Below are 10,094 nucleotides of genomic sequence, written 5' to 3'. Positions count from 1 at the left end.
CTTCCGATCTCGCAGGCGCGGCGCTCCCGTCGCCGGCTGGCGAGGTCATGGCGGGCGGGGTCGCAGCCGTCGGTGCGGCGGTCGACACCGGCGCGGGCGCGCTTCGCGACGGGTCGATCCGAGTCGCCGGGGCAGGGCGCTGCTGGGTCGGCTGCGTCGGAGCCGCCGTCGTGGCGGTCGGCCGTTCGGCCGGCTGCGTCCGCATCGGCGCCGGCTGCGCAGGCTGGGCCGGTTGGGTGACGATGCGCTGCTTGGGCTCGATCTGGAAATCGCGCAGCTGCGGCGCGCCGATCGACACGTTGCCTTCCTGAGCGGTCGCGGTCGCGGTCGCGGTCGCGAAAGCCCCGGAAACAAGTACCGCGGTGCCCACGATCGTGCGCAGTGAAACCAGACTGTCCTTGATCATTAAAACCTTGCCCAACCCCGCCGCGCCGAATTCACCGATTCAAGGCGCGCGTCCCTATCGGTCAGAGACAGGAAATCGCCGCCGCGTCAATGGTTAAGGTGCCGAGTCGAGGGCAAGGTGCGGCGGTCAGCGACGATGCGTGTCTTCCGCGCCGCCATGGGCTTCCTGCGTCTGCGCGCCGTCGACGTGGCGGCGGCGCGTGCAGCTGGCGAGCTCGGTCTCGTCGCCTTGCTCCTCCGCCGCCGACAGGATCCGCGCCTCCTCGCCGTCGGCCGCCCAGATGACGGTGCGGCCTTGCTCGGGCGCGACCGAATGGTAGCGCATGCCGAGATAGGTCCACCCGGCCTTCAGCGCATGCTCGCGGTTCGCGAACCACAAGGTTGCGGTCGATCGCGGCGCCGGCGCCGTGCCCGCCACGATCACGCTGCCGGCCGGCTGATAGCCTTGGCCGTTGAACAGGATTCGCGCCAGGCCGGCGTTGGCGCCGTCCGGCGCCCGGCAATCGTAGACGAGGCCTTCGACCGGCTCGGGCCCGGCATGGTGAGTCGCGCAGCCGCCGAGCAGGGCCAGCGGCAGCAGTCCGGTCGCGATAGGCAGGTGCAGGCGCATTCATCCCCCCGGACGAACTGACTGGACGCGGTCATCATGCGATGCCGCGCCACCGGGGGCAAGGCAGCAGCTTGGGTTTAGGCGAGCGCGCGCTCGACGAGGTCTTCGGGCTGTAGCCCGAGCCGGCGCATGTGCGCACAGATCTCCGGCCAGCGCTCCTTGAGGAAAGTGTCGCGCTCGTTGGTGCGCAGCTTGTCGGCGGCGCCGATCGCGACGAACATGCCGACTCCGCGCCGGACCACGACCAGCCCTTCCTCCTGGAAGGTCTGATAAGCCTTGGCGACGGTGAGCGGGTTGGCGCCGCATTCGGCCGCGAGGCTCCGCACGGAAGGGAGCGGATCGCCGTCGCCAACCGTCCCGTCGAGGATCATTGCGGCAATGCGGTCCCGCAGCCGCAGATAGACGGGCCGTTCTTCGCTCATGGCGTGATGCTGTACTAACACACCGGGCAAGGTCAAGCGTCTTCTTTGCTGAACGCCAGATTAATCGCCCATAGATGGGTCACCAGCGCGAAATGACCTCGTCCGGCTCGGGCCGGGCCCGTTCCTCGAGCGGCATTCCGGGCGTCCCGATGTAAATGAACCCGGCGATCTTTTCCGAGTCGCCGCCGAAGGCATCGCGGATCTGCTCCGAATAAGCCGGCCAGCCGGTGATCCAGCCGGCGGCATAGCCGAGCGCGTGGGCGGCATGCTCCAGGTTCATCGCCGCCGCGCCGCACGACAGTTGCTGCTCCCACAGCGGGATCTTCGCGCTTTCCTTCGGGCTGAACAGCACCACCACCAGCTCGGGCGCCTGGGAGGCGAGGCGGGCGATCGCTTCCGCGGTGGCCTCGCTCGGCTCGCCCTGCTCGGCGCGGTAGGCCGCGAAGAGCAGGTCGGAAAAGGCGGCGCGCCGCTCCCGCGCGACATGGACGAAGCGCCACGGATGGAGCTTGCCATGATCCGGCGTGCGCGCGGCGATCCCCAGGATTCGCGCCAGCTCTTCGGGGTTCGGCCCCGGCTCGACCAGGTCGCGAGGTCTTCCGGATCGACGGGTCTCGAGAAGGGACAGGGGGGTGGAGCGGTCGTTGAGCATGGGTCGTCCGCCTATCAGGCACCCCGCCCTGCAACAATCCTGCTTGGCAAGGCTGATTCTCGCACTAGTGTGCGCCGCCTGAATGCCGCGGGAAGCGGCCTGTGATAGGATTGAGGAGGCCAGCCCCATGGCGACCAACCCACAATATGCAGCCGAGGAACAACGGACCATCCTCGGTCACCCGCGCGGCCTGTTCGTGCTGTTCTTCGCCGAGATGTGGGAGCGCTTCTCCTACTACGGCATGCGCGCCCTGCTGATTTTCTACCTCACCCAGCACTGGCTGTTCTCGGACGAGCGCTCGGGCGTCATCTACGGCGCCTATACCGCGCTCGTGTACATCACCCCGGTGCTCGGCGGCTATCTCGCCGACCGCTATATCGGGCAGCGAAAGGCGGTGCTGTTCGGCGCCGTATTGCTGACCTTCGGCCACTTCCTGATGGGCTTCGAAGGAAGCGGGGGGCAGGATGCCGCTTCGCTCAGCCTGTTCTGGCTGGCGCTAAGCTTCATCATCGTCGGCTCGGGCTTCCTCAAGGCCAACATCTCGGTCATCGTCGGCCAGCTCTATCCGCGCACCGACGTCCGCCGCGACGGCGCCTACACCATCTTCTACATGGGCATTAACCTGGGTGCCGCGATCGGTTCGCTGCTGTGCGGCTATCTCGGCCAGACCTATGGCTGGTCCTACGGCTTCGGCGCCGCCGGCGTCGGCATGCTCCTCGGCCTCGTCGTGTTCGTCTGGGGCAAGCCGCTCCTCATGGGCCGCGGCGAGGCGCCGGATCCGGTCGCGCTCACCAGGTCGGTCGCCGGCATCAAGCTGGAATGGCTGATCTATCTGGTCGGCGTCGCTGCCGTCGTCGGCATCTGGCAGCTCATCCAGTATCAGGAAGTCATCGGCTGGCTGCTGCTGGTCGCCGGCATCATCCTGGTCGGCTATGTGATCATGACCGCGGTGGTGAAGCTCGATCGTGAGGATCGCGACCGCATCTTCGCGGCGATGTTCCTGATCCTCGGGTCGATCCTGTTCTGGGCCTTGTTCGAGCAGGCTGGCTCGTCGCTCAACCTGTTCACCGACCGCTCGGTCGACCGCACCATGTTGGGCTGGGACGTGCCGGCCTCCATGTTCCAGTCTATCAACGCCATCTACATCGTGCTTTTGGCGCCGCTGTTTGCGGGTCTCTGGATCTGGCTCGGACGGCGTGGGATGGAGCCGTCGGCTCCGGCCAAGTTCGGCCTCGGCCTGCTCCAGCTCGGCCTCGGCTTCCTCGTCCTCGTGTGGGGCAGCCAGGCCGCGGGTATGGAGAATCTGACCCCGGTCATCTTCATCTTCCTTATCTACCTGCTGCACACGACTGGTGAGCTCTGCCTGTCGCCGGTGGGTCTCAGCGCGATGAATCGTCTGGCTCCGGCGCACATGGCGTCGCTGATCATGGGCACCTGGTTCTTCGCCTCGGCGACCGGCAATTTCGCCGCCGGCCTGATCGCGGCGGCGACCGGTTCGGAAGCGGCCTCCGGCGAAGGCGCGGGCAAGGAAGTCGTGCTTGACGTCTACAGCACCGTCGGATGGGTCGCGATCGGCGTCGGTGTTGCGGTCATCGCGGTGTCGCCGTTCATCAGGAAGCTGATGCACCTCGACACGCTGAGCGATGCCGAGGAGCTCGCCGGCTACAAGGAAGTCGGCGGCGATCATGGCCAGGACGCCGGTCTCTACCCGCACCGTGAGACCAAGCTCGGAAAGGATCCCGCCTGATGAAGTCATTGCTGCTGGCCGTGGCGGCCACTGCGTTGCTCGCAGGGTGCGCCACGGCCGGGGGGCAGCAGCAGTCGGCGCAGTCCGCGCAGGCGCAGCAGCCTTCGTCGCCGCGGGCCGCGGATCCCTATCCGTCGACCTACCGCGCCTATCCTGGCGTCGTCACCGCGATCACCAACGCCACCATCTTCGACGGTGAGGGCGGCCGAATCGACAACGGCACCATCGTCCTCGCCGAGGGCCGAATCCTCGCGGTCGGCGGCGCCGACACCGCGATTCCCGAGGGCGCGACTCGGATCGACGGCAATGGCCGCTGGGTGACTCCGGGCGTCATCGACATCCACAGCCACCTCGGCAACTATCCGAGCCCCGGCGTCGAGGCGCATTCGGACGGCAACGAAGTGACCGGCCCGGTCCGTCCGGAAGTCTGGGCCGAGCACAGCATCTGGCCGCAGGATCCCGGCTTCAGCCGGGCGCTTGCCAATGGCGGCATCACCACGCTGCACGTCCTGCCCGGCTCCGCCAACCTGTTCGGCGGTCGCGGCGTGACGTTGCGCAACGTATCGGCGCGCACTTACCAGCAGATGCGTTTCCCGGGCGCTCCGCGCAGCCTCAAAATGGCGTGCGGCGAGAACCCGAAGCGGGTCTATGGCAACCGCAACCAGATGCCCGGCTCGCGCATGGCCAACGTCGCTCTGATGCGCCAGACCTGGCAGCGCGCGGTCGAGTATCGCGACCGCGTTGGCCGCGATCCCAATACGCCGCGCGACCTGGCGCTCGAGACATTGGTCGAGGTGCTGAACGGCGACGTCCTCGTCCAGAACCACTGCTACCGCGCCGACGAGATGGCGATCATGCTCGACATGGCCCAGGAGTTCGGCTTCCGCATCGCCAGCTTCCACCACGCGGTCGAGGCCTACAAGATCGCCGATCTGCTGCGCGAGCGCGGCACCTGCGCTTCCGTGTGGGCGGACTGGTGGGGCTTCAAGATGGAAGCCTATGACGCGGTCAACGAGAATGCGCCGCTGATCCACAATGCCGGCGCCTGCGCGATCATCCATTCCGACGACGCCAACGGCATCCAGCGGCTGAACCAGGAAGCGGCCAAGACGCTCGCCGACGGCCGCCGGATGGGCATCCAGATCAGCGACGAGACCGCCTGGCGCTGGCTCGCGATCAACCCGGCCACCGCGCTCGGGATCGCCGACCAGACCGGTTCGCTCCGCGTTGGCAAGCGCGCCGACGTCGTGTTGTGGAATGGCCATCCGTTCAGCGTCTACACCCGCCCGCAGCAGGTGTGGATCGACGGAGCGCTGCTTTACGACATGAACAACCCGCAACTCCGGCCGGTCTCCGACTTCGAACTTGGCCAGCCCGGCGAAGGGGACACGAAATGAGGGCCCTGACCCTGCTCAAGGCGGCCGCTGCCGCCGGCGCGCTTCTCGTCGGCACGGCGCCCGCGCTCGCCCAGACCATCGCCATCACCAACGGCCGAGTCGTCATCGGCGACGGCAGCGAGCCGATCGACGGCGGCACCGTCGTCATCCGCAACGGCCGAGTCGTCGCGGCCGGCGCGGGCGTGTCGGTCCCGGCCGACGCCCAGGTTGTCGACGCCAACGGCCGCTGGGTCACCCCCGGCCTGGTCTCCGGCTTCTCGCGGATCGGCCTTGCCGAGGTCGACGCCGCCAGCGCCAGCAACGACACCGGCGCCAACAGCAGCCCGTTCAGCGCGGCGATCGACGTCGCCCCGGCGGTCAATCCCCAGGCCTCGGCGATCGCCGTCAACCGTGCCGCGGGAGTCACCCGCGCGGTGGTCGCGCCGCAGGCGTCGTCCAGCATGTTCGGTGGCCAGGGCGCGGTCATCGACCTTGGCTCCGACATGGACCCGATCATGCGCCGCCGCGCCTTCCAATATGTCGAGCTCGGCGAGACCGGCGGCCAGCGCGCCGGCGGCAGCCGCGCCTCGGCCCACGCGCTGCTCCGCAATGCGCTGCGCGAGGCCGGCCAGCTCCGGGTCACCATCCCCGGAGGCACCGGCAGGCGGCAGCCCGACGCTTCGGCTGAGCAGCCGATGCTCGAGGACCAGCCCGACTTCCGCATGTTCGAGCCGACCCGCGAGCGCGCCAGCGACGTCCTTCTGACCCGTTTCGACGCCGCCGCTCTCGTGCCGGTGGTGCGCGGCCAGCAGGCCTTGCTCGTCCATGTCGAGCGTGCCAGCGACATCCTCCAGACGCTGGCGCTGAAGCGCGAATTCCCCAACCTGCGCATCGTGCTGGTCGGCGCGACCGAGGGCTGGCGCGTGGCGGACGACATCCGCGCCGCCGGCGTGCCGGTCATCGCCAACGCGCTCAACGATTTGCCCGCCTCGTTCGAGCAGCTCGCCGCGACCCAGTCGAACGTCGGCCGCCTGCGCGCCGCCGGAGTCACCGTTGGCATCGGCCACATCAATGACGACGAGACCCGCCAGATCCGGCTCATGCCGCAATATGCCGGCAACCTCGTCGCCCTGAACCGCATCCCCGGCGCCACCGGCCTGAGCTGGGCCGAGGCGTTCGCCGCGATCAGCGCGCGCCCGGCCGAAGCGATGGGCCTGGGCGGCGAGATCGGCTCGCTTCGCCCCGGCCGCCGCGCCGACGTGGTGATCTGGGACGGCGACCCGCTCGAGCTGTCGACCGGAGTCGAGGCGGTGTGGATCGACGGCGTCCAGCAGAGCCTGGAGAACCGCCAGACGCGCTTGCGCGACCGCTACCGCACCCCGACCGAGGGCGCCCTCCCGCACGCCTATACGCCGCGGCAATAGGGCTTAGCACGACCGCCATTGCGAGGAGCGTCAGCGACGAAGCAATCCAGACACTGTAGCTGGAGTGCTTCGCTGCGCTCGCAATGACGAATAATCTCTTGGACGTTACTCCCCGCCCGCCAGCAGCTGGTCCTGTTCGCTCGTCGCTTCCTCCGCCCGGAAACCGCTGACGCGCGCAGCGGTCGAGCTTGCCGCGACGTCCATACTGACGTTGCCGACCGTGCGGACGATGTCGGGCAGCACTTCGACCGCGATCAGCAAGGCCAATGGCTCGATCGGCAGCCCCATGGCGATGCAGATCGGCGCGATCGCCGTGACGAAGCTGGCCTGGCCCGGGATGCCCGGGGAGCCCATCGTCGTGGTCGCCGCCGCGGCGACGCCGATCGCCATCATGCTCCACGTGATTTCGACGCCGAACCAGTAAGCTATGTAGATGGCGACGGCGAGGTTCATCGCCGGCCCGGTCGCGCGGAACACCGCGACCGCCATCGGCAAAGCGACGCCCGCTGCCGCGACCGGCACGTCGAGCCGCTCCGCCGATTTCAGCATCGCCGGCAGGCTGGCGACCGAGGATTGCGTGCTGAACGCCACCGCCTGCGCCGGCGTGATCACCTTGGCGAAACGGCCTAGCGGGATGCGCGCCCCGAACATCGCCAGCGGGTAGGCGGCGAGCAGGATCACGATGCCCACCGCCGACACCATCAGCACATAATGGAGAAGAGCCCCGAACGCGCCGCCGCCGGCTCGCGCGCCGACCACATAGGCGAGCGCGAACACGCCGACCGGCGCGATCCACAACACCCAGTTGATGACGATCAGCATGGCGTCGGCGAGCGCCTGGAACAGGCCGATCAGCCGCTCGCGCGGCTCCTCGGGCAGCCGCACCACCGCGAATGCGAAGGCGAGGGTGAACAGGATGAGCGGCAGGATCGCGTCCTCGGCGGCCGCCGCGACGACGTTGCTCGGCACGATCGATTGCAGGAAGTCGCCGAAACTCGGTGCTCCTCCGACGCTCTCGGTGCTGCTGCTGAGCGCGCCGCGCAGCGCCGCGGCCGATTCCGTCGGCAGCGGGAACAGGTTGAGGAACAGTGGCGTCAGCAGCGCGGCGGTGATCGCCGAGATCCACAGCAGGGACACGAACAGGACCAGCGCCCGCCACGCCAGCTTGCTCGCCCGCGCCGCCGCCGCGGAGGCCGCGATGCCGGTCACCAGCAGCGACACGACCAGCGGCACGATCGTCATCCTGAGCGCGTTGAGCCACATACCGCCGATCGGCTCGGCCAGCGTCACGGAACGGTCGACCCAGGCGCCGCCGCTCGCCACCGCGGCGATGCCGGCGGCGAGGCCGAGGACGAGGGCAAGCAGGATACGGGTGGGCTGGGACAAAGGTGGCTCCCCTAGGCAACCAGATTTGCGGCTCGGGCAAGCCGGGTGAGAGACCTAGCGAAACGCGGGAATGCCGCAACCCGCCCGGTCCGGATCGCCAAGCTGGTTCATCTCCGCCCGAATTGGAAGACGATTGTTGTGCGACCCCACCCCCTGGAAGGAAAGGCTATCCGGCCTCGTTGCGCACCCACTGCGCGTAGGCGGGCAGCGCGTCGGCGATCGGCCACACCACGGCTGCCGGAACGTCGTAGCTGTGCAGCTCGGCCAGCCGTGCGATCAGCTTGTCCGCCATGTCCGCGCGGGTCTTGAACAAGGCGGCCACCTCGTCGCCCTCCTCGATCCCGCCCCGCCAGCGATAGATGGCGCGGCACGGCCCGAGGATGTTGGCGCAGGCGGCGAGCCGTTCCTCGACCAGCAGCCGCGCGATGCGCTCGGCCTCGTCCGCGTCGGCGAAGGTCGAATAGACGGTGACGATCGCCGCTTCGCTCACGGCGCGACCGTCTCCCGGCGTTGCCCGAGCTTGTGGCCGGTGACGAGTAGCGCGCCGAGCAGCAGCGCCGCCATGCCCTGGTGGGCGACGCCGATCCACAGCTCGACGCCGGTGAGGATGGTGAGGATGCCGAGTTGGATCTGGAGCAGCACCGCCACGGCCAGCACGCCGCCGTTGAGCTTGTCGCCCTGCTGCCACGCCCGCAGCGCGAGCAGCCCGATCACCGCCGCGGCGACGAAGGCGAGCCAGCGATGGACGAACTGCACCGTCACCGGATTATCCACGAAGTTCCTCAGCATCGGCTGCATCCACTCCGCCGCGCGCGGATAGAATTCGTCCCCCATCAGCGGCCAGGAGTTGAACGCATAGCCCGCCTCCAGCCCCGCGACATAGGCGCCGAACAGCATCTGCAGGAACAGCAGGCACAGCGCCCAGATTCCGGTCAGCGTCAGCCGCGCCGGCGGTGCGCCCGGCGACCTGGCGAGCGCGCGCAGGTCCAGCGCGACCCAAATCAGGGCGCCGAAGATCGCAAGCGCGGTGAGCAGGTGGACGGCGAGGCGGATGTGGCTCACCTCGGGAACGTCAACGAGGCCCGACGCCACCATCCACCAGCCGATCGCGCCCTGCAGGCCGCCGAGCGCGAGCAGCCCGACGAGCTTCCAGCCATAGCCGCCTGGGATCGCCCGCTTCACCGCGAACCAGAGGAGCGGAAGCGCGAAGGCGAGGCCGATCACGCGCCCGAGCAGCCGATGGATATATTCCCAGAAGAAGATGAACTTGAAGTCGGCAAGGGTCATGCCGCGGTTGACCAGCTGATATTGCGGGCTCTCGCGATAGAGGTTGAACTCGCGCTGCCAGTCCGCCTCGTTCAGCGGCGGGATGGTGCCGCTCACCGGTTCCCAGCGGGTGATCGACAGGCCGGATTCGGTGAGCCGCGTGATCCCGCCGACCACGATCATGAGGAAGACGAGGGCGGCGACGACAAGCAGCCAATTGGCGATGGCGCGGGGGCGGGACACGGCGGGATTCGGCGGGGCGTGCATGGCCTCGGTCCTATGGCCGTTCCCGCCGCACCTGCCAATCACGGAACTTTAAGGCCAATGTTATATTGTCACGGCGGCCCCGATATCTTATAACAGCTCCGGGAAGGACGGACACGAACGTGATTGCAGGCGTAAGCAGGGATGGTCTCATCGACCGGCTGGCCATTGGCCTGTCGGGCCTTTGCTTCGTCCACTGCATCGCCAGCGCCGTCGCCATCGCGGTGCTCGCCTCGGCCGGCACCTTCCTGCTCGATCCGATCTTCCACGAAGTCGGCATGAGCATCGCCTTCGTGCTCGGCGTGCTCGGCCTTGGCCGCGGCATCCGCGCCCACGGCTTCATGCTGCCGGCATCGGTCGGCGGCCTCGGCCTCGGCGTGATGGCCGGCTCGCTCTATATCGGCCACGAAAATGGCGGCACGCTCTACTCGATCCTCGGCGTGCTCATCGTCGCGCTGGGCCACGATCTCAACCGCCGCGCGGTGCTTTGACGCGAGGCCGCGGCGCTTGCCCGTGTCGCCCCCGCATCTTACATTCCCGTC

The 10,094-nt window shown here is 68.5% G+C and carries 11 protein-coding genes; 5 read left to right on the top strand and 6 right to left on the bottom strand.

Annotated elements, in window-relative coordinates:
- Positions 1-311 (top strand): hypothetical protein (locus tag G7B71_RS02525; protein ID WP_166037552.1); only part of this gene is annotated, 311 nt, incomplete at its 5' end.
- Between the two features lie 221 nt (positions 312-532).
- Here G7B71_RS02525 and G7B71_RS02520 read toward each other — a convergent pair.
- The 3 genes from G7B71_RS02520 to G7B71_RS02510 form a co-directional block, all read right to left on the bottom strand.
- A complete protein-coding gene (locus G7B71_RS02520) occupies positions 533-1,015 on the bottom strand; it encodes a hypothetical protein (RefSeq protein ID WP_166037550.1) in 483 nt (160 codons plus the stop codon).
- A 77-nt stretch (positions 1,016-1,092) separates the two neighbouring features.
- Positions 1,093-1,437 (bottom strand): GntR family transcriptional regulator, encoded by a 345-nt coding sequence (locus tag G7B71_RS02515; protein ID WP_166037548.1) that lies wholly within the window; start codon positions 1,435-1,437, stop codon positions 1,093-1,095.
- Between the two features lie 79 nt (positions 1,438-1,516).
- On the bottom strand, positions 1,517-2,089 hold the full coding sequence (locus tag G7B71_RS02510; protein ID WP_166037546.1) for a nitroreductase: 573 nt from the start codon (positions 2,087-2,089) through the stop codon (positions 1,517-1,519).
- 127 nt (positions 2,090-2,216) lie between these two features.
- On the opposite strand from G7B71_RS02510, the gene G7B71_RS02505 reads away from it, so the two are divergent.
- Genes G7B71_RS02505 through G7B71_RS02495 form a run of 3 tightly spaced genes read left to right on the top strand, consistent with a single transcriptional unit; the run spans position 2,217 to position 6,636 of the window.
- Positions 2,217-3,836 carry a peptide MFS transporter gene (locus G7B71_RS02505; RefSeq protein WP_207774695.1) on the top strand — a complete coding sequence of 540 codons (1,620 nt, stop codon included), beginning with the start codon at positions 2,217-2,219 and terminating at the stop codon, positions 3,834-3,836.
- Positions 3,836-5,233 carry an amidohydrolase gene (locus tag G7B71_RS02500; protein ID WP_166037542.1) on the top strand — a complete coding sequence of 466 codons (1,398 nt, stop codon included), beginning with the start codon at positions 3,836-3,838 and terminating at the stop codon, positions 5,231-5,233. The genes G7B71_RS02505 and G7B71_RS02500 overlap by 1 nt, the downstream gene beginning before the upstream one ends.
- Positions 5,230-6,636: an amidohydrolase family protein gene (locus G7B71_RS02495; protein ID WP_166037540.1), complete on the top strand. Its 1,407-nt coding sequence runs from the start codon at positions 5,230-5,232 to the stop codon at positions 6,634-6,636. Before G7B71_RS02500 ends, G7B71_RS02495 begins: the two co-directional genes overlap by 4 nt.
- A gap of 105 nt (positions 6,637-6,741) precedes the next feature.
- On the opposite strand, the gene G7B71_RS02490 is transcribed toward G7B71_RS02495, so the two are convergent.
- From G7B71_RS02490 to G7B71_RS02480, 3 genes are all read right to left on the bottom strand, one after another.
- A complete protein-coding gene (locus G7B71_RS02490; RefSeq protein WP_166037538.1) occupies positions 6,742-8,022 on the bottom strand; it encodes a cation:dicarboxylase symporter family transporter in 1,281 nt (426 codons plus the stop codon).
- A gap of 166 nt (positions 8,023-8,188) precedes the next feature.
- Positions 8,189-8,512 (bottom strand): divalent-cation tolerance protein CutA, encoded by a 324-nt coding sequence (gene cutA, locus G7B71_RS02485; RefSeq protein WP_166037537.1) that lies wholly within the window; start codon positions 8,510-8,512, stop codon positions 8,189-8,191.
- Positions 8,509-9,555, bottom strand: a complete 1,047-nt coding sequence (locus G7B71_RS02480; RefSeq protein ID WP_166037535.1) for a COX15/CtaA family protein — start codon at positions 9,553-9,555, stop codon at positions 8,509-8,511. Before G7B71_RS02480 ends, cutA begins: the two co-directional genes overlap by 4 nt.
- Before the next feature lie 119 nt (positions 9,556-9,674).
- On the opposite strand from G7B71_RS02480, the gene G7B71_RS02475 reads away from it, so the two are divergent.
- On the top strand, positions 9,675-10,043 hold the full coding sequence (locus tag G7B71_RS02475; protein WP_243406063.1) for a MerC domain-containing protein: 369 nt from the start codon (positions 9,675-9,677) through the stop codon (positions 10,041-10,043).
- The last annotated feature ends 51 nt before the right edge of the window (positions 10,044-10,094 follow it).

It is taken from the genome of Sphingosinicella sp. YJ22, assembly GCF_011320075.1.
Lineage (GTDB): Bacteria > Pseudomonadota > Alphaproteobacteria > Sphingomonadales > Sphingomonadaceae > Allosphingosinicella.
The sequence above is the reverse complement of the archived record's forward strand: the minus strand, read 5'-3'. Positions and strand labels throughout refer to the sequence as shown.